The 26195-nt window shown below is 53.8% G+C and carries 21 protein-coding genes; 2 read left to right on the forward strand and 19 right to left on the reverse strand.

Features of this window, described 5'->3' with window-relative positions; all coding sequences use genetic code 11:
* Positions 1-331: 331 nt before the first annotated feature.
* From ACR0AP_RS19825 to ACR0AP_RS19855, 7 genes are all read right to left on the reverse strand, one after another.
* Entirely contained in the window at positions 332-1483 is a 1152-nt protein-coding gene (locus tag ACR0AP_RS19825) for a BamA/TamA family outer membrane protein (RefSeq protein ID WP_480508863.1), read from the reverse strand.
* Positions 1484-1533: 50 nt separating this feature from the next.
* On the reverse strand, positions 1534-2730 hold the full coding sequence (locus ACR0AP_RS19830) for a DUF3300 domain-containing protein (RefSeq protein ID WP_480508865.1): 1197 nt from the start codon (positions 2728-2730) through the stop codon (positions 1534-1536).
* A 59-nt stretch (positions 2731-2789) separates the two neighbouring features.
* Positions 2790-3521 carry a lipid-binding SYLF domain-containing protein gene (locus tag ACR0AP_RS19835; protein ID WP_480508867.1) on the reverse strand — a complete coding sequence of 244 codons (732 nt, stop codon included), beginning with the start codon at positions 3519-3521 and terminating at the stop codon, positions 2790-2792.
* Between the two features lie 65 nt (positions 3522-3586).
* Positions 3587-4435: a formylglycine-generating enzyme family protein gene (locus ACR0AP_RS19840; RefSeq protein WP_480508869.1), complete on the reverse strand. Its 849-nt coding sequence runs from the start codon at positions 4433-4435 to the stop codon at positions 3587-3589.
* A 120-nt stretch (positions 4436-4555) separates the two neighbouring features.
* Positions 4556-5665, reverse strand: coding sequence for an HlyD family secretion protein (locus ACR0AP_RS19845; protein ID WP_480508871.1), 1110 nt, complete (start codon positions 5663-5665; stop codon positions 4556-4558).
* 112 nt (positions 5666-5777) lie between these two features.
* On the reverse strand, positions 5778-6509 hold the full coding sequence (locus ACR0AP_RS19850; RefSeq protein WP_480508873.1) for a hypothetical protein: 732 nt from the start codon (positions 6507-6509) through the stop codon (positions 5778-5780).
* Positions 6510-6577: 68 nt separating this feature from the next.
* Positions 6578-8245, reverse strand: coding sequence for a sulfatase-like hydrolase/transferase (locus ACR0AP_RS19855; protein WP_480508875.1), 1668 nt, complete (start codon positions 8243-8245; stop codon positions 6578-6580).
* 410 nt (positions 8246-8655) lie between these two features.
* On the opposite strand from ACR0AP_RS19855, the gene ACR0AP_RS19860 reads away from it, so the two are divergent.
* Positions 8656-9990 (forward strand): tetratricopeptide repeat protein, encoded by a 1335-nt coding sequence (locus tag ACR0AP_RS19860; protein ID WP_480508877.1) that lies wholly within the window; start codon positions 8656-8658, stop codon positions 9988-9990.
* Positions 9991-10189: 199 nt separating this feature from the next.
* Here the strand turns inward: ACR0AP_RS19860 and ACR0AP_RS19865 are convergent, their stop codons facing one another.
* The 6 genes from ACR0AP_RS19865 to ACR0AP_RS19890 all read right to left on the reverse strand — a co-directional run bounded on the left by ACR0AP_RS19865 (position 10190) and on the right by ACR0AP_RS19890 (position 17765).
* Positions 10190-10993, reverse strand: a complete 804-nt coding sequence (locus tag ACR0AP_RS19865) for a bestrophin-like domain (RefSeq protein WP_480508879.1) — start codon at positions 10991-10993, stop codon at positions 10190-10192.
* A gap of 133 nt (positions 10994-11126) precedes the next feature.
* Complete coding sequence (locus ACR0AP_RS19870) at positions 11127-11462, reverse strand: ion channel (RefSeq protein WP_480508881.1); 336 nt, start codon at positions 11460-11462, stop codon at positions 11127-11129.
* A 23-nt stretch (positions 11463-11485) separates the two neighbouring features.
* Complete coding sequence (locus ACR0AP_RS19875; RefSeq protein ID WP_480508883.1) at positions 11486-14605, reverse strand: efflux RND transporter permease subunit; 3120 nt, start codon at positions 14603-14605, stop codon at positions 11486-11488.
* On the reverse strand, positions 14602-15891 hold the full coding sequence (locus ACR0AP_RS19880) for an efflux RND transporter periplasmic adaptor subunit (protein WP_480508885.1): 1290 nt from the start codon (positions 15889-15891) through the stop codon (positions 14602-14604). Before ACR0AP_RS19880 ends, ACR0AP_RS19875 begins: the two co-directional genes overlap by 4 nt.
* 96 nt (positions 15892-15987) lie before the next feature.
* Positions 15988-16479 (reverse strand): enoyl-CoA hydratase, encoded by a 492-nt coding sequence (locus ACR0AP_RS19885; RefSeq protein WP_480508887.1) that lies wholly within the window; start codon positions 16477-16479, stop codon positions 15988-15990.
* A 26-nt stretch (positions 16480-16505) separates the two neighbouring features.
* Complete coding sequence (locus tag ACR0AP_RS19890) at positions 16506-17765, reverse strand: ferredoxin reductase family protein (RefSeq protein ID WP_480508889.1); 1260 nt, start codon at positions 17763-17765, stop codon at positions 16506-16508.
* Between the two features lie 193 nt (positions 17766-17958).
* Between ACR0AP_RS19890 and ACR0AP_RS19895 the strand changes: the two genes are divergently transcribed.
* A complete protein-coding gene (locus tag ACR0AP_RS19895; RefSeq protein WP_480508891.1) occupies positions 17959-18414 on the forward strand; it encodes a MarR family winged helix-turn-helix transcriptional regulator in 456 nt (151 codons plus the stop codon).
* Between the two features lie 97 nt (positions 18415-18511).
* Here the strand turns inward: ACR0AP_RS19895 and ACR0AP_RS19900 are convergent, their stop codons facing one another.
* The 6 genes from ACR0AP_RS19900 to ACR0AP_RS19925 form a co-directional block, all read right to left on the reverse strand.
* On the reverse strand, positions 18512-19696 hold the full coding sequence (locus ACR0AP_RS19900) for a mandelate racemase/muconate lactonizing enzyme family protein (protein WP_480508893.1): 1185 nt from the start codon (positions 19694-19696) through the stop codon (positions 18512-18514).
* Between the two features lie 23 nt (positions 19697-19719).
* Entirely contained in the window at positions 19720-20268 is a 549-nt protein-coding gene (locus ACR0AP_RS19905) for a hypothetical protein (protein ID WP_480508895.1), read from the reverse strand.
* A 254-nt stretch (positions 20269-20522) separates the two neighbouring features.
* Positions 20523-21191, reverse strand: a complete 669-nt coding sequence (locus ACR0AP_RS19910) for a response regulator transcription factor (RefSeq protein WP_480508897.1) — start codon at positions 21189-21191, stop codon at positions 20523-20525.
* The gene (locus ACR0AP_RS19915) at positions 21188-22747 is read right to left on the reverse strand and encodes a sensor histidine kinase (protein ID WP_480508899.1); all 1560 of its coding nucleotides are present in this window, start codon (positions 22745-22747) and stop codon (positions 21188-21190) included. Before ACR0AP_RS19915 ends, ACR0AP_RS19910 begins: the two co-directional genes overlap by 4 nt.
* The gene (locus tag ACR0AP_RS19920; protein ID WP_480508901.1) at positions 22738-24336 is read right to left on the reverse strand and encodes an ABC transporter transmembrane domain-containing protein; all 1599 of its coding nucleotides are present in this window, start codon (positions 24334-24336) and stop codon (positions 22738-22740) included. Before ACR0AP_RS19920 ends, ACR0AP_RS19915 begins: the two co-directional genes overlap by 10 nt.
* The gene (locus tag ACR0AP_RS19925; protein WP_480508903.1) at positions 24333-25421 is read right to left on the reverse strand and encodes a hypothetical protein; all 1089 of its coding nucleotides are present in this window, start codon (positions 25419-25421) and stop codon (positions 24333-24335) included. Before ACR0AP_RS19925 ends, ACR0AP_RS19920 begins: the two co-directional genes overlap by 4 nt.
* Positions 25422-26195 lie beyond the last annotated feature (774 nt).

The following is a 26195-nucleotide window of genomic DNA, read 5'->3' on the forward strand; positions in this document are numbered from 1 at the left end:
CGCGCCTTCACATCATCCGGCCACCGCCGTGTCCCATCGGTTGAGAAAACAACACCCAACCCAATGAGAAACTCTCTCATAGTCTCCATGGAGAAACTCACCTCGCAAAATCACTCCGAGGTGAAATCCCAGATCAAGCTAAAGGCTGGAAGGTGACCGTCACGCACCGCTTACGATGCAGCACCAATTGCATCGAATAGAGGTTATCTTGAAGGTCACCACGGGGTAGTGCAGAAACCGACAAAGTATTGTCGGCAGCTCCACCACCGGAACCTACCTCAGCATGCCTCCGGTGTTTGACCGGATAAGTTCTCGACACATAAGTCGGTCATTAGAAACTCTGCCCGACATAGACATAGACAAAATCATCGCCTTGGTTGTTTCTCGAAAGGTCGACCGAAAAGTCTATCGGAAAGTCATTGGAAACCCGATACCGCAGTCCCAGACCACCTGCTACCCGATTTCCATCGTCTGTTAGTGAAGAAAAACTCGATCCGGTCCATCCGATGCCGCCAAATACGACAAAACCGAACCGACCGCTCAGCCTCTGCCGATACTCAATCTGCGTCGAGACTAAGTTAGTATCGAAGAACTCAGTCGGGGTGAAACCGCGGAACCCATCTGTGAAGCCGATGGAGCATTTGTCAAAAAACGGAGTTTCATCTGAGGCCTGACACGCAGACACGCGGGTTGCCAACACCGATCTTTTGCTCAACGAATGGAAAGTATCAAAGTTGGCAAACGCGTAAGTGTAGCTTCGTTCTACCCCTTCAATAACGTCTGCAAGGTTTAGCTCAAAACTCAGGTTTGTTCCTGTTGTCGGATAATCGCTGTCGTCCCGTGTATCTCGGTCAGCACGCAGGCTAAGGGCCAGATACTCGCCAGTAAGATCCGGAAGCAATTCATCAGGAACGCGTTCATCATCAGCCGCGAGATTGATCGTGCTTTCCAGATAGCGAACGCCTGCACCTATCGAAAAGTTACGACCTAAATCACGATCAAAGCCGACTTCCACGAATTGACCTTCTTGTTCCAGTGGGAAGCGGGTGCCGCCAAAGAAAACGTCATAGTTTAAGTTCGCTGTGGCTAGCGTTGCGTCGAAGTTCCACCCGCTTCCGAACGACAAATCTCCAGCCAAACCATAGGCTTCGCTTCCATTGGAAGATCTCATGGCACCGAGACCAAAATAGGATGTATCCGAAGCCGCAGAGGTTTGGAAAAGATAACCGGCACCAAGAGCGAGACCTGAATCCAAAAGTGGATTTGAGAACGGAACCGGGACCGCAAGAAAAGAGCCATTTCGTAGCCCATACGCCTTATTAGTCTCCTGTTCGAGGGTCGGTCCGAAACTTTCTTCGATAGCGGTTTCATTTGCGCTCGCAGCAAACGAGAGAACACCTTGAAGTAATAGTAAGCTCGGAACTGCGCCACGCAGACACCGCTTGATCGCGCTATTAAAGTCGGTTGGGTGCACATGCGCCATTGATTTAGATTACTCTGACCGCTCCGATTTGGTTGCTAAATCTTACTGGACTAGCGCCTGATGGACCTGTCGCCTCCACCAGCGCGGTTGCCGGGTTTGGGACGGCCTCCGCTTCCACCTCCCAGAGCGGGACGAGTGCCACCACCTGCGTCTCCTAGGGCGGGGCGCGAACTGCCGTTTGCAGGTGGGCTGGCAGGGGGTTGGCTGATTTGCGGTTGTGGGTTTGGCGCAGGCCCGTTGCTCAGAACACCATCACCCTGCTGGCGGGCCTTCAGGTCGCGCCTTAGCTCATCAGTACGGGACGGCTTGTTCTTTGCGGGCAACGTGGAAACAGTGCCGTTTGCTGGGCGCCGGGTGTCGTTAATCTCGCGACGGGCTTCCCTTTTGCGGTCATCATCGGGACGCCAGACAGTGTTTCGGGAGTTTTCGATGTCGATATCGATATTAACATCCCCGTCGATGTTCGGACGTGTGTTCGGGTTGCCGATGATTGGGCGTCCGTTCCATCCACCGCAGTTGCGGCACCCCCAGTAGTAATACCGGTCATCATCATCATCGAAAATCTCGCTTATGAGATAGACTGTGCCTGCCGCAAATAAGATGTTGCGCAGTGCGTCGCCGGTCGTGTCTTCCTGCTCCACGTAAACTGTTTCGGTGTCATATTGCGGGACATAGACAACCTCGGGATCAGTGGGCTGAATAACGACAGCATCCGTTGCATTTTGCGTCACCGTCATTTCATCACCGGAAACAAGCGTGCCGGCATTGATCGCAGTCTGACGCATGGTTTGTACTGCGGCCAAGACGTCCTCAGTCTGCGCGAGCATCGCCAGCCCCATGGTTTCGGTCCAGTCGATATTGGCCGCCATGCCTGATATGACCTCGGGAAAGCCTATGGCCAACACCTCCACACTTTCGTCAAAGCCTTCCGCCTCGATCAGCGGGGTCAGCTCATCTGCGGTGGTACCTTCATTCTCGGCCAAAAGGCGTTCTGCTTTCACCACTTCGAGGGGCTGCGTCGCCGCGATGAACAACTGGGTCAGGACGGTATCGGGAAAAAGGGCAACGGGTGCGACAAGCGTTTCCAGTTCCGCTTGCGTCAACAAATCCGCGTCTTCTGTCGCGTCGGTTGTTTCTGCTGTGGTTTCAACGCTTTCATCTTGCTCCGAGACAGCGTTCTGCGCATGCGTGGCTGTTGCAAAAGCGGCCAAGTAAGCAACGCAAAGAAGATTCAGTTTCATCGACATGGCTATGTCCGACCCCCTCGTCCAAAACGGTAGTGCACCCCGAGTAGCTACAGTGTGGATCACTTTTCGATTTTGCTGATCTTCGTTCCCTGAAGGCTCGTGCCTGCCATCAGACCTTCCTGGCCGAAGACTATGGGAACGATGTCTCCATTCAGGTCACTTGTGCCCATCGATGCCGACCATCCCTGGTCGCCACCAACCAGCGTTGGACCAGTACCTGCTTCCCAACCATTGTTGCTGCTAAGGTATTCGAGAGCCCTGTCATTTAGAAAAAACATGGCGTAAGAGAATTGCTGAACACCCGCCTGAAACCCATATGATGCGCCCGCAATATTGTAGTATCCGGTCGTATTGCCGTTTTCCCGCAAAGCTCCCTCGCCATATTGCCCCCCAACCATCAGGCCGCCCTTGGTAATCTTGGGAAACACCAAGACTGCAACAGCCTTCTCAGACAGCTCTTTGGTCTCAGGTGAGCTTGCGTAGAGCTGCGTAAGGACCTCATTGACGCCATTGTCAATTTGAGCTGCTGTCATGCTTTCGGTCGCATCCACAACAGCTTCGCTTGCCGACTCTGCGGTATCTCCGACTTTCTTGGCGACGCCAGAAACGCCTTCTGTGACTTTGTCCAGCAGCTTCTGAGCATTCACGGGTTGCCCTAGTGACAGATGTACAAATCCAGCTATCGCGATTCCTGTGACTACCTTTATAAGTTGCATTTCTTCCTCCCACTTAACTTGCCGGTGCATCACTTGCGCCGCGCCAGAAAGCCTCCATTCAAACCTCGTCCGCATGTCCTTCCCCTGAAGTCCAGGACGGTAGAACCGCACCAGTCGCGAGATTGGAAAATGACGAACACTCAGACATCAAACACCATGCGGAAGCCCTGATGTGTGGTGGTGCTATCCCGCGTGTTACCCGACCGGGCCGCAATTCGATACCGCCAGCAATAGGTCGCGTGGCAAAGGTACGATCCACCCTTCAGCAGTCGAAAGCCTTTCATCCGATCGAGTTTCTTGCGGACGTTTTTCTTCAAAGAGGGAATTCGGTATGGATCAGCAGTCCACTCCCAAACATTCCCAACGACATTGTAAAGACCATAGCCGTTTGGCTCGAACGACGAAGCAGGCGCAGTTGCTGCGTAGCCATCCAACTCAATGTTCTGATGCGGGAAAGTGCCTTGCCAAATATTGCAGGGAAAGAAATCATGATCGTTCGGGTTTTCTTCGCCCCAAGGATATCTCACATCCCCCAGCCCGCCGCGCGCCGCATGTTCCCACTCAGCCTCGGTCGGCAGTCGGCCACCTGCCCAAGTTGCGTAAGCCCGCGCATCGTTCCAGGAGACCTGTACAACAGGATGATCCGGAAACCAGGCAGTCTCAAACGTGCCGGGACCGTTTACGTCAAGCCAGTTGGCGCCTTCAACGCGACGCCACCATTCCGTACCAGCAACGCCGAGAGGGTTAGGGGTATCATCCGGCACATCGAGCCAAAAAACGAAGGACCATCCAATTCTTTGTGCATCCGTGACGTATCCCGTTTCATCGACAAACCTTTTGAACTGCTCATTGGTGACTGCTGTCGCACCGATGCGAAATGGCTTGAGTGGCTTGGACCGCCGCGTCTCTTCTCCATCGTCAGGTATCAAGGGGTGTGCCGTGCCGACGATTGGGCTGCCGCCAGGGATTTCGACTGTCCCATCTAGCATCGGCGCTGCGGCGCTGGCTCTTAGAGCGAATGCTCCCGGGATCGCATTATTTTGAGGACTTGGGGCACAGCAAGAACTAATCGTTACCGACATGGACATGCCCCTGTTGCATCGCTTTGATCATAGGTAATTCAGCTTTTTTGTGATCCAGAACAAGATTTCCGCCAGCGCGGAAATCGCTCCTGCCCCTTCGGTAATTACCAAGGCCGTGCCGGACGCACCAAGCTTTGTCGTCTTGTCACTCAGGTCGCTCGGAATGTCTGCGATCACGATGTATTCTGAAGATCCGGCCAGTTCACGGAGGGAGGGGAGGCCGCTCCTTGTATCAAGTGCTCCTTCGCTTGTCGCGGGAGGGATGTCTCGGATGGTTGTTTCAAACTCCTGGCCTGGAGCGCTACGCATCGCGATCCTGATCTTGTCACCCGCGGAGACGTTCTCAAGGCTGCTCAGCGGCAAGGTCGCAATCAGGACGCGATCTCCCGGAACCACAAAATTGACCGCGCCCTGCAGTGTCGTAACCCGGTTTCCGGGCCTGAGCGAGAGCCCCGTCACCAAACCATCGGCAGGCGCGCGAATTACCGTCTGTTCAAGCGCCCACTGGGCCTGAGCCAGCATGTTTTCCACTTCGACAACGCCTACATCAACGCCATCCACCTGCGCTGCGATACGCCTCTCAAGGCCCGCTTTTCGGGCCTCAGCTGCGCGCAGGTTCGCCTCAAGTTGCTCAATTGTGGAAACGGCTTCCTGTAGCTGGAACTCTGAAGACGCGCCCCGGTCTGCGAGACGGATGATGTCATCGCGCCGCGCAATGCCAAAGGTTAGCTGGGCTTCAAGTGATGCAATATCAGCTTCGGCGGCTGTCAGGTCATGGCCCAACTGGTCCGCTTCAGCCTGCGCAGAAGAAAGAGCGGCTTCAAGCCGAGCCACTTCTGCGGAGTATTCGGTATTGTCGATCCGAAAAAGCACATCGCCCTTTGCCACCGGTTGATTGGGCTTCACAGCCACATCCGTCACCGGGCCAGAAACGTTGGGCGCTATATTGATCACCGCGCCTTGAACGGATGCCGTTCCTGTGGGTGTCGTATGATTCAATGCCCCGATGACAACCAACGCGATGAGAATACTGCCACCATAGATGACAGTCTTAGAGACAGCGTTCCACGGTAACAGGCGGAGTTTTGAGAACACGAGCCAGGCGAGCCCGAAATACAGTGCCAAAACAATCAGCATTTAATGTGCCTCATCAGGTATTCATCATCCAATCAGCTCCGTCGGCAATAGGAAGGCCATTCACACGGGTTTCCTTAGTTGGGAGTCGGTTGTCGTTGTTTCTTTCACGGCATTAAAACGAGAGCTTCGCGCCGACTATGGGCCCGGAGAATGAGAGATCACTCACAACGTCTGAATTCCCGATATTCCAGTCGAGATGGCGGTATCCAAAACTCAGGTTCCAATTGTTGATCTGGTAGTCGAACGTGATACCTGCCTGCCAGGTCAGATCGCTATCACCCCCGCCAACGTCGGTAATAAATGAAAAGGCCCAACGATCTGCTATTGGGAAGACGCCTCGCACGCCTACGATGGCATCAGTGTTGGAAATTGACCCGGAAACGCGCTGTGAACCGTTGCCAACGGCCAGGTTCGCCGTTGTGTCCATGTCGAGGTAGCGGAAGCCACCAAAACCGACCAACTGACCATCCTGCGCATGTCTGAAGTCATACCCGACGGAGCCGGTGAATACGAAACCTGTAACTTCCGCATCAGCGCTGGCCGGGATGCCGGGTCCTACGGCAGTGTCTTGATCTGCGCTTACATCGAGGTACTGAAAATCGCCTAATATTGAGATCGGCCCGTTGTTTGCCTCCAGTGCTCCCATCAGACCGAAATCAAGGTTTTCAAGTAAGTCTGAGAAACTCACTGTCATGCTTTCGCCGGTGACCGTGGCACCACCCAATTCAGGCGCCCAGAGATAGATAAACGCGCGGAAGTCCCAATTATTTTGATCAGCAAAGGATGGCCCTGCGACACAAGTCATGATCGCGGTCAACGCGGTAGTGCTAATGAGCTGTTTCAAACAACTTCTCCATCTTCGTGTGGCAACTAGAGGCCCGGCGGCCCAAGATCAGGGCCGCCGGAATTCTGTCATTGATTGGGAGAGTCCTTGCGGACGATAAAGGCATCAACTGCGGCCTGTGTTTCTGGCCGAATGTTCTCTATACCTTCGTAGGGCATTCCAAAAGCGGGTGGTGTGTCCGGATAGTTCTCTTTACGCGCTTTGTGCCGAGCCAGAATACGCACGAATTCCTGGCCACCCCATGCGCCGACTTCTGTCGAAACCGAGTATTCCTCGCGTGTATCGTGGTACAGGTTGTAGAATTTCGCCACGATCGGGTTCTCGCCTGGAGGCGGCAGCTTCAGCTTCAGCTGATCCTTTACAATGGCCTTTGGCTTATCATCGGAATAGATGATGACATGGTCACGGCGTCCTTTTTGCTCATCATCGAACAGGATTGACGCTGTCTGGTCCACACCATCTACAAGCCGGTCACGTGGAATATACTCATCAGCCCCCGCGAAGCGTGCCAGCGTTGTATAGATATCAGACACATGGATGATGCTGTTCAGCATGCTGTCCGCCTCGATCATCCCGGGCCAACGGATAAAGGCATCTGTACGTACCCCCCCTTCGGTCGTATCGGATTTGCCGCCACGGAAGATCATCGGGGTATAGCCGGATTGCGGCGAATACTTGGTGAAATGGCCATTGTCACCCATCACCACAACGATGGTGTTGTCAGCGATGCCCAGTTCCTCCATTTCATCAAACATGTCGCCCAACCAACGGTCGACCAACTGCATCTTGTCCGCATAAAGGCCCCCATTCGGCGACTGCGGCCCTTCTCGACCGGTTCGCGTGTTGTCGAGCGGCAGCATCGGCCAGTATTGCAGGAAGAATGGCTCTTCCCCACCTGCAAGGCGGGACAGCTCTTCCATCATTTTGTCCTGGAACGCCTGGTTCATTTCGCCATATTTGGCGGCGTTCCATCGCTCTCCTTCTTCCATCCGAATCTCACGGATCGGGCCTCCGGCTTCGCCTTCGATGACTGTCATCATGTGCGATGCATCGGGTCGGAAGAATGCGTCCAATGTGTATGTCGGCAAGTAATCATTGTTCGCGACCGACACGCCCTCTTTGATGGCGTCGTCATTGAAGATCGTAAGCTGACCCTGCTGGTGCACCGCCATCTGGGCATAGTCAAAGCCCTGGTTCATGGCCCAGCTCTCGGCAATGTCACCCATGTGCCACTTGCCAACGTGACTGGTGGCATACCCGGCCTGTTTCAGAACTTCCGGTAGGATGACCTCGTTCCCCGGCAGGCCAAAGCCCGCGATATCGACCGCAGTGTCGCCCATTCCCATTCGAACCGGCAAGCGGCCAGTCATTTGTGCAACGCGGGTTGGGGTGCAAGACGGCTCGGTGTACATGCGCACCAGACGCATCGCCTCGTCCGAGAAATCGTTTATGTTTGGCGTCTCATATCCGCGCAGCGCATTCAATTCCGGGATGCCCATATCGCCAAAGCCCAGGTCGTCAATCAGAACACTGATGATATTTGGCGCTTTCCCACCGTTCGCCTCGCGAAAGCTTGCCAGCGCATCATCAACGGCAGCATCATCCTCAGCCCATTGTGCGCTGCGTTGCGATTGCAGGATGTAGTACTCAGCGTCATGATTGATCGGTACTTCCTGTGCCAGCAGCGGTTGCGCTGCCAAGGCAATAGGAGCAATTGCTAACCAGGTTAGTTTCATACTCTTACATTTCCTCTGATTGACTTTGCCAGTTCTCTACGAATGGTTTGGAGTGATCGATGATTGTACGCTCTGGAAGTGGGATTGGATTTCTTGTCTGAGCCCAATCAAGCACTCAAGAACATGTACATCTGTGGTGTGGTCTAGATTGCTCAGTTTGTGAATTTCGACAAAGTCGCGGCACATCTCAGCAAAAACTTCATCCCGCTGATAGAGCGCGCAAACGTGTTCAAACCCATTCTCGAAGCACTCCTCTAACCCAGCACTCCACAATTCTTCGATTTCCACAGCAGGCCTCCGGGAACTAGCGGACAAGGATTGAATATTTGAATGAGAAAATTAGGTATAGTTTAATATGGCATGTTACGGTTACACTGAATTCGTAACTTCATGATATTATGTTGTTATTCATGGATTTGGGATTCGGAATGCAAGGTCAAAGTAAGATCGTTTTGGACAGCGATGAAGTTGTGCGTGCCTTGGACCGTGTCGTGTCGAGTAAAGCCTTCGCTGGGGCTGACCGCCTCAAAGAGTTTCTGCGATACATTGTTCTGGAAAGTACTGCCGGGCGCGGCGACAAAATACGCGGAAAAAACATTGCTCAGGACGTTTATGGCCGGAAGTCTCAGAAGGACATTTCAACCGCGAATGTAGTGCGAGTCGACGCGGGTCGTCTGCGGCGCAGACTGGAAGTGTACTATTCAGACGAAGGGGCAAAAGATCCGCTGCGAATTCAAGTCGCCAAGGGTGGCTATACGCCTCAGTTTGAAGTTGCACAGAGCCAAAAAAACGAGACCGAATTAAATAAGAGTTATGTTCGACTGTATTTTCTTGGTGCCGGTGCATTTGGCTTGTCGGCGATTACTGCGATCATTTTGTGGATTTCGGGAAATGACCCAAATCAGGTGTCGAAAAACTCTCAGCCTGACTCTCGTCAAAACGCAGAACGAGCGGCCCTGTTTGAGGAGTCTCCCACTGCACTTCAAGCGCGCAATCTCGCCGAGGAAGCGCGCGGCATGTTGTTTCCGGCAACGCAGCCGACGCGCCTGCTTGCTGCACTAACGCTTTTTGAAAAAGCCATCGAGTTAAACCCGGATTATTTCGGTGGATATGCCGGAGCTGCGCAAGCCGCAGCTATGTTTGGTGGACTAGCCACAGATGGGCCATCCCGCGATCAGATGTTCGAGCAGGCGCGACAATACGCCGAGGAAGCATCGCGATTAGCTCCCGCAGAAGGCTGGAGCCAATCTGCCATGGCATTCCTTTTGATGTTCGAGAGGGATTTCGATAACGCAAACCGCTTGTCCAAGCGCGCAGTCTCATTGGACCCGGATGACTTGATCACACTTGAAATCGACGCGATCGTCGCTTTTTTTTCAGGTGACTTTGAAAGGGCTGTCGCCAACTCAGACCCGGGTTTGCACCTGAACCGGCGAGGGTCGCGTTTTCCCTGGCGAAACGTGCTTGGCAATGCGAGTTTCTACACTGGAAACTACAACGAGGCCGCAAAACACCTGATGGAAGCTGCCGCATCGGGTGGTCCGGTCAGTGAGATCAACACCGCGCATCTGATCGCTGCTCTACAGGCGTCGGGGAGAACACGAGAGGCGCAAAAACTAGTTAAGGAATACAATGAAGCCTGGCCAGATAGCCGGATCGAAGAACTCATGCTCCACCTGTTTCAAAATCCGCAAGATGCAGAGAAGCTTATCGCTCAGATGCGACAGGCTGGATGGGTGCCTTAATCATTCCGGCCCGCATAGTAAAAACCCTACTCTTGAAGTTTGAAATTTCTGTCCAGGATCGTGGCAATCATTGCAATCCTAGCCAAAAAGACTCCTTTCCTGCAAAAGTGAAATTCCAGGTGTTCGTCTAAGGCATTGGCCTTTTTTGGTTCCGGCTGAAATCTTCGATTTCCCGCCCAGATACTCTCAAACCGCGACACTAATCGCTGTTTTCCTGATCAAAACCGGTCGCTGCCATCTCTCGTACTTCAATAGTCAAGAACCGCTCAAAACCAGATGTTGGAGCCCGCCCCGGCGCTTCAAACGGATTGGAAAAAGAAACGGTCATGAACAGGATCAGCCCAGAATAAGCTGCGAACATGGAGACCAGTGTTAAATTCAATGCCGTCGCGGGCCATGTAAAAAAGGCCGCTGAAATTAGAACAATACCCACAAGAGCAGCCATACTGAACAACGCCCTTGATGCACCACGCGCTGCATTCTCGCGTCGTTCACGCAGTTCAGATATCTCTCGAACATCTTCAAGCATGAACTGGTGTAAACGGGCTTGTTCGGAAGTTTCAGGGGTCATCCGCAGCAACAGGGCATATCCTGTCTCCCAATGTTGCCATGCCAGTTCCGAAAGCTCTTTTTTATTGGCGAGTTGTGGCCATTCTTCTTCCGTGACGATCAAGGCATATCGGGCAAAGCTCTGCCGCAACGCATGTGTTTCGACATGCCCGTAACGTTCGGCGTCATGGTAGATGTCGCTAACCAGTGAAGCTTCTCGCGCCGCAGCTTGCGTAACATTGCGTACTCCCGCCAGATCCTGCGCAAATACAAGCGCCAGAACCAATCCATGCAGGGCACCAATCCGAAACAGGACAGAGACTGCCAACTCACGTGTTTCGTCCTCCACAATCCATTTGCGAAAGGCCAAACGCGCCAAGAGATAGCTGACAAGCGCTAAGACAACAATTGAACCAACGAAGGTAAAGGCTGAAAAATACTCAATTGGACCCATTTTCATCAGCCTCTGGACTAACTTTGAATATCAAGAAGGCTTGGAAGCGGTTGCGTGGCGCGCCCGTATATCTCATTCCTTCGAATGCTGTGGAAAGCATGAACGGCGGCTATGAGGTTCAGCCTGTCACTAGTCACTTGCGCACCTTGAAATTCGCAACAAAGATGGTGGCAATGGTTGTGATCGTGGCCACGAAAATCCCAATGCCAGCAACAGTGAAGATCATCGTAAAGACCTTTCCCGCCGCGGTGATGGGCGCAATATCACCGTAGCCGACAGTCGACATGGTGACGACTGAGAAGTACATCGCGTTCAAAATGCTCCAACCCTCGACGAGTACGTAAAAACAAGTACTGACAAAGACCAGTGACGCGGACATTGCGAGCAAGTGCAGCGACCGTCCATCCGTTAACGCCATAGCCAAGGCTCGAAACAGGCCAAAATAATTGAATAGAAAGTTACTCAGCATTCCGGTTCTCGGCCGTTGGAACGTTAGGCAGGCTCCAGTGTTGAACTGTTATTCTTGTGGCCCTGCCGATTTGCACGCCACTTTCTGACATCGACAAAGTCGAAATAGATCCCAATCACAGTTGGGAAGACGAAGATCACGAGCAGTGTTGAAGCCAGCAGACCAAAAGCTACCGCCGCCACCAATGGGACAAGGACCTGAGCCTGTGGGCTGGTTTCAAAAAGCATAGGCATCAACCCGGCGAAGGTTGTTGCAAAGGACAAAACCACGGGACGGAACCTATGGCGAACCGCGTCAATCGCTGCGTTCAGATAATCGCCATCCTCGATCTCTGATTCAAAAAACGTCAGGAACAAGATAGCATTATTCACTACGATACCCGCTAACGAAGCAAAGCCGATGAAGCTCGGCATTGAGATGTCGATACCCAGAGCAAAATGCCCAAAAATGGTCCCGATTAACGCAAAAGGAATGCTGAGCATAATCATGAACGGCAGGGTGTAGCTGTGGAACTGAAAGGCGAGGATCAGATAGACTCCGACAAGGCCCGTTAGCAGCGCAGTAGAAATCGAGGCCTGCGTCTTCTGCTGCTCCTCCGTGGCACCCCCGATACCTATCGAGACATCGGGGTACGATTGTTGCAAATCAGGCCCGATTTGGTCTGTGACGAGGGCCGAGACAGCGGTTGAAGTAGTCGCTCGGCGGTCGATCTTTCCAATAATTCGGGAAATGGCTCGCCCGTTCTTTCTGGTGATCTGCGCGTAGGCTTGAGTAAGTTCAATGTTGGCAACGCCCGATAGTGCCACTTGCTCACCGGTTGGGATTGTAATTGGGAACTGCTCCAGATCGGCAAGTGTTGGCACTGAGTCGCCAAGCTCAACGCGGATTGCGACATCTGAAAACTGTTGACGGAAGCTATCTGTCTCGGTTCCCGAAAACGCAGCCCGTAGTTGCGCACTTACACCCTGTGGGGTCAGCCCGGTGACATAGCCGAACTCCGTCAGCGAAAGTCGAATCTCAGATCGGCCCTTCGAAAAATCCTGATAGGCTTCGGTCACGTCATCTCGATCGATCAGCCTTTTAAGTAGCTCATTGGTCGCAGTCTCCAAATTCTCAAGATCGTGTGAGGCGAGTTCCACGTCCAGATCGTCTCCGCCGGGGCCAGCCGCGATCTGCGTGAAATTGCTCTGAACCAGATCCGGCAGAGGTCCCGTAGCTTGTTTCCAAAGGGCCAGTACGTCATTTGCAGCGACGTTGCGCAAATCGCTTTCAAGCAAATCTGCGGTAACAGTAGCCGTATAGGCACCATTGTCTTTGACGTCTTGATTGACCGAATACTGAACCAGAATACGCTCGACTAGAGGCTGAGCCTCTTCTGTTCCAGGCGTCAGCTCCGTATCTACTTGCTGCAGACCCGAAATCAGTTGCGCCACAGCATTCTGAGTGCGCTCAATGGGTAATCCAGAAGCCAAGGCAATACGCGCCTCAACCGTGTCGCCTTCGGTCTCTGGAAAGCCGACGACTTTAACTAGCCCGGATGCCAACATTCCGATGCTCAGGATTAGGATCGCAAAGACCGATCCCAAGGTCGCGTACCTCCATCGTAGCTGAGCCGAAGCGACTGGAATGAAGAACCCATCGCGCGAGCGATCCAACAAGCGTGGAACAAAACGCCGGGCATTTTTGACCGCATCGGCACGTGTATGAGCCATATGATGAGGAAGGATCAGAAATGCCTCAATCAGACTGGTGATCATCGTCAGCAGTAACACGATCGGGATCACCTGAAGCACTTTTCCGGTTTCACCAGAAAGAAACATCAACGGGCCAAACACGCACGCAGTGGTTAGAAAGGATGACAGCACACCTGGCATAACTTCCGTAGCGCCTTTGATAGCAGCTTCTCTAGGCCCCAGTTTCTGGCGCCACTTCGCGATATTGTCCGCTATGACGATGCTGTCATCCATGATCAGACCGATTGCCATCAGCAATCCGATCAAAGAGATCGTGTTGATCGTCACTCCGACCAGACCCATGAGGAAAATACCACCGAGGAACGAAAACGGCAGCGAGAATGAAATCCAGATCGCTTCGGACACGGAAAAAAACAGGCACATGACCAAAACCACGAGCAGTAAACTCTGGACAGCATTGCCTAGAACCAGATTGATCTGGGTCTCAACGGTTTCGGTCAAATTGTTGACGACCGTAATTCGGAACGGCGCAGGATACCGCATTTCTTCTTGTGCAATTTTGTCAGACACCTGTGCAAAGGCCTTAATAGCGTCATCGGTTTTGCGTTTGCTGACCTGAATGATTGCGGCCCGATCCCCGTCAATAAAAGACTGCTGCTCTGGTGCGGCTTCAAACAATATAACCTCGGCCACATCTACCAGCCGCACGATCCCGCCTTCCGGCGTCTCCACCAGAACCAAGTTTTCCAGGTCGGTTGCCGAACGGCGCGCATCGAAGTAGCGCAGGGTGATCTCGCGCCCCGTCGTTGCAACTGTACCTAAGGGCGCGCGCAGACTGCGCGCCTCAACAGCGTCAGCAACGTCCTTCGGACTGAGCCCAAACCGTCGCAATGCAAGCTGATCAAACGAAATACGGTATTCAGCTTCCGATATGCCCGTGACCTCGGCGGTCGCGATCATTGGCAAATTGGCCAATTCTTCCGCAAACGCGTCAGCGTATTGAACCAGGCCATCATGTGTTTCAATCCCCGAAACCGCTACAGATGCGATCACTTCCGTTTGACCAAGAATGCTGACCGACGGAAGTTCGGCCTCTGACGGTAGATCATTAATACTGGAGACTTCTGATGAGATATCGTTGTAAAATTGCCCGATATCTCCGTTCTCCGCCATTGTGAGGGTGGCCGTCGCCAGGTTTTCAACGGACAGGCACTCAATCTCTTCCAGATTGTTAACTGCTCCCAACGCCTCATCGAGAATAAGGCAGATCTGCTCGTCCACATCGCTGGCCGACGCGCCCGGGAACTCGACCGAGACCGAAACTTCGGACGCAGTGAATTCCGGGAAGCTTTCACGCTCCATGTCCAGCAGTGTGGATAGGCCGATTAAACAGACAGCGATCAGGGCGAGGTTTGCTGCGACGGGATGCCGTGTGAAGTATGCGATCATGACTCTTGGCCTGTAGATTCCTCAACAGGCTCCAGCAACATACCAATGACTGCAGGTCGGGGGTCGGACAAGACGAGCTGATCGCCGATTGCGAGACCTTTGTGGACAATGACCTCGTCGTTCTGAACCGAACCAGTTTCCACCTCCCGCCGCTCGAGCCGGGATTCATCGTCCAGAACATAGACAAAGCGGGTTGGTCCATCGGTGTGCAAAGCAGCGCGAGGGACACGCAGTGCCTCTAGCGCGGACGGCGCAGATATTTGGACTTCAACAAAGGTGCCATTTGAAAGCGGTGGCCCGCGTCTGTCGGGGTTTGGTACGCTTGGGCTTTCTATTCGGACAACCAGACCAACCGTTCCCGTTGTCGGGTCTGCGCTGCCGTCAAACCGAACAAGCTCAGCTGGCCATGCGTAAACTTCGCCTGCAACAGACATGCGCACTTCTGCTTGAAGGTCAAAGCTCTGTAACACATCAAAGGCATCAGATACATCCATACCTCGCAGCGCCTCGGCGGGTTCAATACCTCGTAGCGTTGTGAACAAATTGCCAAGAACGCGAGTTTGGAATTCTGCCGTGACTTCCGATGCGGCGGTACTTTCTATTGTGGCTACGGTGTCACCGAAACGAATGAACTGTCCCGGTGACACCGATTTGGCTACAACACGCCCTGTGAGTGGAGTGGTAATGGTCGTGTTTGCCAATGCTCGCTCGGCTTCTTCGATTTCGACAGCACGGGTGTCGATCGTAGCCTGCAGCGAGGCGCGCTGCGCGGGGAGTAACCGCAGCGCATTTTCGAGATTCAGAACCATCTTTTCTTGCGCGAGTAAATTACCGATAGCTGTATCGACAACAGACTGGGATGCACTTCCCCGTTCCAACAGGGTTTCTTGCCGCGCCAACTCTGCCCTGCGTACATCCAAAAGGCGGGTTTCCAGTTCAATCGAAGCCTTCGTGTTTTGCTCGGTCGCTTCCAGTTCATCCAATGCAGCTTGGGCGCTGTCTCGGGATGCAGTCGCCCTCGCTAGTGAGATTTCGTAGTCCCGGGGATCAACCCGCAAAATTTCCGTGTTTTTTGAAATAACTGTCCCAACCTCGAGTTCAGGAGACACGAAGGTTGCGCGCCCATCGACCTGCGAAATTGCTTGCCAGCTGTCCACGGCAGTGACGCGACCATACCCGGATGCGTTCGGCACTGCGGAAGTTGGGGTCAGCGCCATCGTGCGCACGACCGTTACTGTTTCGGCCGGAGGTGTTACTTCCGCCGCGTCTTCACTGGTTAGCCACATGAACCCGCCCACGCCAATTGCCAGAGGGGGAGAAACAACAGGGGTCGGAAGTTCATTTGACTACTCCTCGGCGTCTTGAGGGTTGAGAGGTTGTGGTCAAGCCCGTTCTACCAACTGCATCCGTTCAACCTTTGAAATCCTCGGTTGGAACGCGCCCATGATCATCTCTGTAACCAACGGGATCACGTTCGACATCCCAACCAGCTTCTCGGTGTTTTCACGGTCGAGAAAAGCCTTGCTCAGTTCGCCGTCTGGGATTGAGGCTTTAGCCATCTCCAGCAGTTCCGGCATCATCGGGACCAGAAAAACGAACGCATTGACTGTTAGAAAGGCCGTCATCGCAAGTTTTATCCGCATCCACCAGGCGCGTTCTGCAAAGCCAAAGAATAGGATCAGATCGACCAGGATTTTCAGACCCAGACCGGGCAGAATGAGAATGTAAGCGCTCTGCAGCTTGTAGTGGTAAATGACAGCAGCTGTTTCGGGAGATGGATGTGCGTTGATGGCCCCAATTACAATGTGGGATAGAATGCCGCCCACATACATGATGGTTCCAATCTCAGCGATGAATGAGAGAAGCTTTTTCATGGAAATACAGCCTGATTAATTGGTGATTAACGGAACTCAAATGCCTCGGTGTGAATCTTGCTGCGTGGAACGCCTTCGGATTTGAGGTCTTTCATCAAACCGTCCACCATCGGTTTTGGACCACACATGAAATACTCATAGCTATCCAAGGGATCGGGCAGTTTCTGCTTCATCATGTCTACGCGAGCAAAGTTCCCCTCGTCTGAGAACAAGGGCACCAACGTGACGTTCCCCAATCGGGCAGCATGATCACGAAGTTCATCCAGAAAAATCGCATCCTGCGATTCGCGAGCTGCATAAACCAGATGGATTTGTCGGGAATCCCCAGACTCCATAGCTCGGATTTTTGACAGAAACGGAGTTAATCCAATGCCACCAGCCAGCCAGATTTGCTTATCTCCAGCCTTCGTTGCATCAAATCGCCCGTATGGCCCACGAACATTGACGTGACCACCAGGCTGCAGTTCTTCGCGCACCTTGCGCGTCCAGTCACCCAGAACCTTGATAGTAAATTTCAAGTGCCCATCACTGGGAGCGCTTGAGATTGTAAAAGGATGAGGCTCGCTCCACCCTTTGCCTGCAATCTCAACAAAGGCAAATTGACCGGGCTTGAAGTCAAGGTGCGGTCCTGTTGGTTTAAGGACGATCTCGGTGGCCCGTTCAAGCGCATTAACAGCCTCGATTGTGTAGGGTGCCGCAGTTCTCTTGTTCATCCCGAAAACTGAATAGATCAGGCAGACCACACCGCACGTCGCTGCGGCCAGCAGCAGCAAACCGGAGGGGCTAAATTGCACAAAGAAGATCTGAGGTGCCGTGAAGAAATGTCCGATCACAAGCACATAAACAAGCGCCATGATCTTATGTGTGGGTCGCCAGAAGGAATATCGGATTTTTCTGTTCAAAGCGATGAACAGACCGATTACGAGAAAGATAAGTCCTAGCATCCCAAGCGGAGCAGAAGGAACCAGCGGGTTTTGCACAGGATCAACGCCCGCCGGAAGCTCCTTTGGTACGCCAAAAAAATGAACAAGCGCGAACAGGGCGGCAAGCACCCCGACAACTCTATGGGTCTGGTACATTCGATCCAACCCACCAAACCAGTCTTCTAGAACCGGAGCGCGCGTGGACAACACTACCGAGCACGTCATCAGGAGAAACGCACCCCCACCTAGCAGGGTCGTAGCGGTAGTTCTCGGGTCATGATCCGTTGGCGCAAACACGACATGCAGAAGCCCGAATACTGCGATCAAACCTAAGATCAACAAAACACCCTGCCGCTTGAGCATCGCCCGCACTCCTCATGATCTTGGCTATGAGCGCGGCACCTCAGCTATTTCGACTGATAAACACCGACTCAACCTGCTGCTTGACTTGTAATCGCAATACTTGCACTTACAATCATTGTAAATGCAAAAATCACTGCAACACTTGCAGGATGCAAGATTAGGGATTAAGGCCATGATCAGGAGCGCATTCCTGATGACCCAAATGAAAAGCACAAAGCACATTCGAGAAAACAGTTTCGGGTTTCTGATCCAGACATTAGCCCGCGAAATCGACGCTCGGATGAAGCACGCGCTGAAGGAAGTGGACGTCGACGTAAAGGTGTTCGCCAACTTGATGCTTCTCGCCGACGAAGATGGGATCAACCAGAGGGCTTTGGGTGAAAAACTCAATTTCCCGGACTATTTCACGAGCCGAAACATCGACGCGCTGGTCGAAGCTGGCTATGCTGAACGAAGACCCGATCCGGACAGTCGTCGTTCGTTTCTAATTTTCTTGACAGATACTGGGCGCGCAAAAGCGATGCAACTTCCGAAAATCGTTCGGCAAGTAAACGACCAAACTCTTGAGATGCTTTCAGCGGACGAGAGCAAGCAAGTCGTCAGCCTTTTGAAAAAGATCACCAAAATCTCAGATTCAACAATTGATTAATACTATCCCGAGAAATTGATACAGAAATTGATTCTTGCATCTAACCATCTGTTTCGAAAGCCCTTCGGTTAGACTGAATATCTCCAATTCAGCTAGTTCAAGCGACACGTTTGTGCATGAACGCTCCCCTGATTGCTTTGTCTGAGATTTCCTGCCCCAGACCAGGCCTTTCCGGTACGCGATAACGGCCATTCTCCGGTTGGTAGTCGTGTTTGCACAGGGCAACCACGTCGGGATGTGTAGAGCGGAAGTGATGTTCATGGATGCAGAAATTCGGGATCGCCGCCTGCAAATGCAGCGCCGCTGCGGTCGAAATTGGCGAGCCGGCGACATGTGCTTGCACTGTGGCGTCAAACACTTGCGCCATGTCGCAAATCTTCTTGGCCTCGGTCAACCCGCCTACGCAGCAAATATCCGGCTGGATCAGCTGGATCGCGTGCTCGCGGAAATAGTTCATGAAACCCCAGCGGGAGTAGATCCGCTCGCCCGAGGCAATCGGAGTGTTCACCTTTTCCCGCACCAACCTGTGCGTCTCTGGGTTTATTAGGGTGGTGGGCTCCTCATAGGCGAAACACCGATATTTATCGCAAAGCGCGCCAATGGCGATGGCGCCAGGGGCATCTGTCCGACCGTGGTTCTCGACGATTATATCCACCTCATCACCGCAGGCAGAGCGGATCGCGGCCAATCGTTCATCAACCAGCGCCAGCAGCGCATTCGGCACGATCCCCTCAAAAGCGGATTTCGGGATAAGATTTGCTTCACGATCGTACATCGTGAAGTCGATCTTCACCGCGTCATAGCCCTGCGCCATAGCGTACTCGGTGATCATGGCGTAGTCAGACGCCTTGCCGAACGGGCCAATCCTATCGTCCCAACCAAATTGCAGCTGGCTGGCATAGACGCGCTGATCTTCGCGAAACTTGCCGCCCAACAGCTGATAGCAGGGCAGGTCCAGCATCTTGCCCCTGATGTCCATCAGCGCGATGTCGAGGGCACTGATACCCGAAAACACCACGCCGCCACCGCCTTGGCCCCAGATGCTTTCCTTGAACATGTGGTCCCAGATGACTTCGTTCTCCATCGGGTCCATGCCGATGATCATCTCGGCCAGATCGGCCACCATGCCGAACCCCGCAGTCGAGCCGACACCATAGCCGATGCCGCATTCACCATCACCATAGATGCCTTCGTCGGTGTGGATGCGACAAACGACCGGATTGCGCATACCCTGCTGATCTCCGGCATCGAGGAAATAGACGTCAACAGATGTTATCTTCATGGGGTCAATCTTGCTTACCGAGGTTAGTCAAACTCTGCCATATCCGCCTTGCGACGCGCCATTGAATGGAAGTTCTCCATTGTGAACTCGATTTCATCGCCGGTGGTCCAGTCAAAGAGTGCCCTTTCTATCTGTGTCAATGGACCTTCATAGACGTGGATAGCGCAGCTTTGTTCTTTGCCATCCGCCGTGATCGCGTGGATGGCTTCGGGCCCAAGGCGTACAACCTCGCCTGCCTTAACAATACGGTTGCCGCCGTGGCGCAGTTTCCCCGGCTCTTTATTGTAAAGAACTTCGACCTCGGCACCGCGATAGACAGCGATATGTACCGACATGCAATGTTCGTGCGGTGCAAAAACGACATCCGAGCCATAGCGACAGGTCCAGATCGAGCAGCTTTCATCCTCGAACAGCATAACCTCGTCTTCTTCCGGTGCCGCGATGGCGCCTGCCAGTTCATCCATCTGTGACAGACTTCCCTCCAGAAAAGCCCTAATAGCTGTGGAGCGATCCTCTGATGCGGCAGCTTGGCGGATTTGGTCGACAAGATCATCCAGGATTGTTGGGATCATGGTCTGTCTCCTTTCGCGTGTCATAACCTCATATCTTTTGGACCAGTTGGTTCAATCACACCAGTAATTCATATTGCGCCGATTGAAGCGCTTCCGCAGTTTTCGCGAAGATGGAGCGTTGAAATAGATGCTCAAAATTGGTCGTTAATTCTCTGTTACTTCCTTCTCAGTTAGATGTGAGATGAATCCGCGCGCGCGGACGTACGCGACACGCAAGACGTTCAGTTACACATCAACCTTCGTCACACTCAGCCCTATCCAAATCGGTAACCAGCACCATGCACGGTGGCAATCATTTCGCCATGTGGCGCAATTTTCTTTCGAAGCCGCGCCACATGAACATCCACCGTGTTGGTCAGCGGGTCGGCCGTCGCGCCCCAAACAGAGTTCAGGATGCGCTCCCGGCTCATGACCTTGCCTTTGTTAGACATCAGCATGGCCATGATGGCGATCTCTTTGGAGGAAAGATCCTGCCGTTCTCCGTCGACGAAGACGCACTGCGCGTCTTTGTCCAGACGGAGCGGGCATGACTCATCTTCGGGATCAGACCCACAGATCCACTCCTTGCTGCGCCGCGCAAGCGCATTGATCCGAGCCAGCAGCTCATCAAAGTCAAAGGGTTTTGCCAGATAGTCATCTGCGCCCTTTTCGAGACCGGCAATCTTTTCATGGGTTGCCTCAAGTGCGGTCAACATCAGAACAGGCGTGAAGTCTTTGCGAAACCGCATCTTAGTGCAGACTTCATGACCCGAAATCCCCGGCAGCATGATATCCAAGATCACCACATCGAACCTGTCTTCGGTCAGCAAATCCAGCGCAGTTTCACCATCAGGTGCCCGGGTCGGGGTCAAGCCTTCAGTCCTCAGACCCCGAACCAGAAAATCCGCAATGCCGTCTTCGTCCTCTACGATCAGAATATTCATGACACGGACCTCAATGGAGCGCGAATAGGCAAGGAAATCACGACATCCAAACCGCCTGACGCGCTGTCGCCCAGAGATACCGACCCATCATGTGCCTCGATGATGGATTTCACGATAGGCAATCCCAGACCGTAGCCAGCATCACGCCCTCCCGCCGCGTTAGACCCACGATAGAACCGGGCAAAGGCGTTCTGCTTTTCAGAGTCACTCATACCCGGTCCATTGTCTGCCACCGAAATCCAGCACATGTCATCCTCGCTTCGCAACGTAATTGTCGTGGATGTTGCGCCATGGTTTTTGGCGTTCTGCAATATGGCGAGCAAGGCTTGCCGTATCCGCAGCCGGTCCACGGTCACCGGAATAGACCCGTCTGGTTCGGCGATTTCAGACACAATCGGGGACAGGGCCGCCGCATCCTGCGTGATTCGAGTCAGATCACTGGCCTCTTTCTTTAGTTGCAGTTCACCACTTTCCTGCCTGGAAATCAGAAGCAGATCATCAACGATCGCTGTCGTGTGTTCGGCCGCAGCTTTGGAGCGACGCAAGGCTTCCTGAAGCTCACCCACATCGGGTGTCTTATTGCGCAGCGCAATGTCGGCCTCGCCACGGATGATCGTGAGCGGCGTTTTCAACTCATGACTGACATCCGACAAAAGCCGCTGACGGCCCCCGGATTGAACGCGAGCCTCTTCCAGCAGCCGTTCCAGCTCGCTCGTGCGCTGTTTTACAACCGATTCCAGATCAGTGTTCTTGTCTTCGAGGCTCTGGTGACGCTCACGAACCTTACCTGCCATGGAATTCAGCAAGGCAGACACCTGATCGATTTCATGGCTACCGGAAACAGCGATTTCCTTTTCCAGGTCACCGCGCTCCATATTTTCGACACCACTGAGCAGGCTTTGCAGGGGATTCGTAATCTTCTCATGGAAAAACCGAAAGGCCCCAAGTGTCAGCACAGCTGCCAAAAAGACGAACGTGCCTCCTATCACTTTCGCCCAGAATACCTCGCTTGCAAGCTCATCACGTGTCTCTGCAACCTCTTCCTGTTCTTCTTCCAGCGCTTCAGACATCAAGGCCCGGAACCCGGTTTCGGTATCTCCACCGAGCAGTCCAACAAAGGCTTTCCAGCGAGCGCTGGCAGTCTCCAATGTCTCTATCGAGGTGCGCCTCTCGAACTGAAGAATGAGGTTTTCGATCTTTGATTCCAAGCGCTCAAGAAGCTCTAGCTCTTCGATTTCCTCTTCGCCCACCGTCTCGATTTCGGCGGCAATGATACCCCTGATCACCGCAATGTCCGAACGCACTTGATCGGCTAGTTCCCGCGTTTCAGCCTCATCTTCGACCTCTGGCGTCAAAAGCGTATTGCCGTAGTGCTTGAACAGCTGAAACCCGTTGGACGACAGCCGTAAATGAGCTTCATAAGAGGCCTGCGCCAACTCCATTCGGTCGATATGATCGCTCGTACGTTCAATCGCCCAAAAGACCAAGCCACCGCTGAGCAGCGCCATCAAAAATACCCCGAATGTGTATCCCGTAACAACACTTGTCAGGCGCATTGTCGGTCACCCCCTTTATCACCCCATTTTGCCGCAGCCTGGCCCTCGATGCGACCCGCATCAGAAAGCCAGACCTGCGTTCCCGGCGCGTCCCGTGCCCCTAGGGTGTGAACAATCGTCGCGCCGGTTTTCCCAAGGCTCGGCAGTAGCTTATCGCGATTGGAAACGTGCGACCAGACAAGGCTTTGGATCACGATACAAGCCGGATCAGCCAGCACGGCCTGCACCACCGATATTTTCAGCTTTTCTGTCGCGGTCAGGTTCGTGCCACGTTCCGCGACGCTTCCATCAAGACCACCAAGCCGTTCTATCAAACGATCCAGCCCCAAGTCGGTGGCACAGGTCTCGATCTCGACATCCGACGGGCGCCGCCTGCAGGCCAGTGTGAGATTGCGGCGCAGCGATCCCTTCAACAGCGACGGCTCATCGCTCACGAAACTCACTTGCGGAATGCCAGTTGTTCCGTTGTCAAACTCCGCCGCCCAGCCGTCGATCTCGGAACCTGACACGATGCAGCGCATGGCATCCACAGCATCATCAAAATCCGGGATAGACAAACCGGTTACGCGACCTGCCACACAGAAAAACCGCGTGTCACCGTCTTTCTTGAGCCGCACGCCAACCGGGGTTTTTACTTTGGACATCTGAGACGTATCTGTCGCGTTGGCAAACAGCGCCTTGCAACGTCCACGCGCGACGTTCCAGGCTGCATAGCGATCCCACACGCCGATCATTTCCTTGATGGGGGATGCTGCGATCCCAAGGACCGCCAGCGCTCCGGCCGCAGTTCCCGGTGCAATTCCGTATGTCAGCGCTGTCCATAGAATGGCGGCACCTCCAAAGCCAAGGCCCGCATCAGGAAGTGCGCGCAAAAGCGAAACACGGCTCACACGCCGCACCGAATGGTCTGCAACCGCCTTGCCCTCTTTCCTCAGAGCCTTCAATTCGCGACGCAACCGGCCGAGCCGCGCCAGCGCATCCGACATCATGATGCGCTCCATAGCAAAGATTGCTAGCTTCGCGCGGCTTTTCCTCAGGCGACGATGGCGCCGGCGTAGGATCAAACCAAGCCCGGCCATCAGAAGCACGGCGACCAACAGCGGCACAGCGCCCGCCACCGCAAGATGCGGATCAAGCCACCAGAGGCAGACGAATGCCGATGGCGCCACCAATGCTCCAACAATCAGCCGATACAGTCCAAGTCCGACCCAGCTCCGAGCGGCACTCATGTCGCCCACAAATCGCAGAGACAGACCACCGATACTGCGGCGATCCCGGACATCCTTTGGCAATCGCGCCACCGCTGAAAACACCACCTCACGCAACTCAATCGCAAAGGAGTGGCCAATGGCCTCTGCCCTTGTTCGGGCAAGGGCCTGGCACGCTGCCGTCACCGCGGCCGCCAGACATAAAAGCCCGACCAGCACCAGCGGAATGCCAGCCTCTCCGTGCAACGCCGTGAAGAGGCCGCGCGTCGCAAACGCCGCGAGAAACAGACAAGCCGCTTGCAGCACACCGAGGGCAACAATGACGGCGATTGCCCGACCGCGAGGCCGGGCAAAAGGGTTGGGAAGTCTCAGGACTTTCATGCAGCAACCGCTCCCTCCGAGAAGGCGTTCGCATGGGCACCGCGCATCATATGGGCGGTCAGATCAGCGACAGTTTTCGGCGTGCACAGATCTTCCCGGGTTAGCACCGGCAGACCTGTAACGTCCCCGGCTTCTTGCGCGCCGAGGGTCGAGAGGCTGACCATGCCTGAGATGGCGAAGGGTGCCAGGCCGTAGGTCGAGAGCAGCTGCGTGCCGCCAACCGCCCCAAGCGCATCGGGAGCAGCAAAGAGCAAGCCGTCCATGCGGCGAATGATCGAGGAGTCCTGAAGGATTTCGCGGGTTTCCTTCTGGAACACGCCATCAGCGATTTCGACCACAGCTACCGTTGCGCCTGTCCTAGCCGCTTGCCCGACCAGCGCGTCAAAGCCCTTTTCGATCTCTTTCAATGGCACGCGGAAAGTTGAGGCATAGCCTGCATCCGTGAAGTCGCTCGCCGGGATGCCGGCATCTTCAAACGCGTTGAAGTCGCCAAACGCCCCTGTTCCCGTGGCCTTGATCCCGGCCACTTTGTGCCCGGCGCGCATCAGGCCATGGGCCAGACAGACCGCAGCAGTGGTTTTGCCCGCGTTCATCGACGCGCCAAAGACACCGAACACCGTCATTGTTTCGGGGATTGTTGCTGCCCCAATTGCGTAGCGATCAATATTGACCACCTTGCCGTGACGATCCGCCAGAGCACCGATCGGACGCAGCTGCGTGGGTTTCGACATTGAATGGTGCTTCGCTTCCATGGTACCAGCAAGGCCGCCACCAGCCAGAAGATCGAGCATATCGCTGGTCAGTTTCGCCGCGCCGAGGAACTGATCCGGTGCGTACCGGTCGCCGAGGCAGACCACCACCAAATCGCCAGGATACATCACCGACATGCGCTGGTTTTCCTGTTGGATCTTCTTGTGCTGTCCTATGCTGGCGACCTCACACAAAATGAGGTCGCCAGCTCGCAGGGTGGTCGGTGTGAGTGGGGCAAGCCCTGCGATATCCTCCCGCAACACTCGGCGTGTCGTGAACGCCCATTTGATTTTGTGCCGCACGGAAGCGAAATTGAGTGTCGCGTAGGTTTCCATCTGTTCCTCCTAAGTTGTGGATTGTTGTGACGAAACCAATTTGCCCAGAAACTGACCGCAATGCCTGACGCTCAAATGATGCAATCATTAAGCGAACATGAACGAGATATGAACGAACAATCGCTTTTGCACTTCTTCTGTTCCATTTTGCGAAAGAAATAAATTACCAGCGTTTGTTCGCAAAGCCAGGGCTCACAAGTGGTAAATGACAATAGTCGCGGGCGTGAAGGATAACGCAAGCTAGATCCCCCAAAATAATCCGCTCATGCTCAAAGATCCTCTGACGTTTATGAACGCGAAGATGAAATCGGCTCATTCATACTCAAGATACACCCGTCAACAAGTCAGGTGGCATCACGCAATCGTGGCCGGGGACGGCGCATCTATGGCTGGTAGGACCATCATTGAAACGTCGGACACGCATAGCTATCGAATGACTGATCATTCCTAAATGAGGGACGAAGCAGTGAAGCTGAAGTATCGAATCTTTACATGCATTCTGACTTGCTTCGGTACGCTTATGGCAATTTCGCTTGGGCTGATCATCGCAATCACCTCTTCAAACTCGGTGGATATTTTCACGAAACTGCTTGGCCAGACGCTAGTACGGGGGGTCAGTGGCTTGGAATTGTCTTTAAGGGGACACCTCGAAGCTGCAGAATACTGAGCTACTCCCCAATGTTTGGACAGATTTCGGTGTAATTTAAGCTACTTTTTGCTCCTGCTGATCGGTTTGGATTTCTTCTTTTCTCAGCCAATAGACCACGGCTGGGG

The organism is Ruegeria sp. AF7 (genome assembly GCF_056541885.1).